This is a genomic window from Nonomuraea sp. NPDC048916 (genome assembly GCF_040649575.1).
GTDB lineage: Bacteria > Actinomycetota > Actinomycetes > Streptosporangiales > Streptosporangiaceae > Nonomuraea.
In genome coordinates this window covers 1-461 of record NZ_JBEZFS010000221.1, presented here as the reverse complement: position 1 = coordinate 461, position 461 = coordinate 1, and the positions used below count along the sequence as shown (strand labels likewise).

Annotated in this window: 1 pseudogene; it reads left to right on the top strand. The window is 67.5% G+C overall.

Going from position 1 to position 461, the window contains the following annotated elements:
- Positions 1 to 56: 56 nt before the first annotated feature.
- A pseudogene (locus tag AB0C16_RS40545) lies at positions 57 to 461 on the top strand (glycosyl transferase); the annotation flags it as partial.

Sequence of the window (461 nt, the reverse complement as noted above, 5' to 3'; positions counted from 1 at the left end):
GCCGTTAGCTGTCCCCTTCTGTGGGGATATCAACCCGTTCGACAGTGGGAGGCACGGTGCGGTCGGAGGGCTACGACTACGACACCTACAGCCGGCTCGCGGGTCCGCTCACGGAGCCGGATCCGACGGGGTACCGGGTGCGGTACAAGAGCCTGCTCTCGACGGAGAAGCACCGAATAAGAGCCGTCCTGCTGATGACGCTCGCCCCGGTGCTCACGGGCATCCTGCTGCTCTACCTGGTCTGGCCCACGCACTGGACCGAGCGGGAGAACGGCGAGCGCTGGCTGGTCGTCGCCGACACCGTGATGCTGGTGTCGATCGCTCTGATCGAGCTGTTCATGCTGGTCAACGTGGTCTCCATCGCGCACGCCACGCTCGTCGCGCGCGACCCCGTGCCGGTGACGGCCGAGCCCGGCACCCGGGTCGCCTTCCTGACCACGTACGTCCCCGGCAAGGAACCG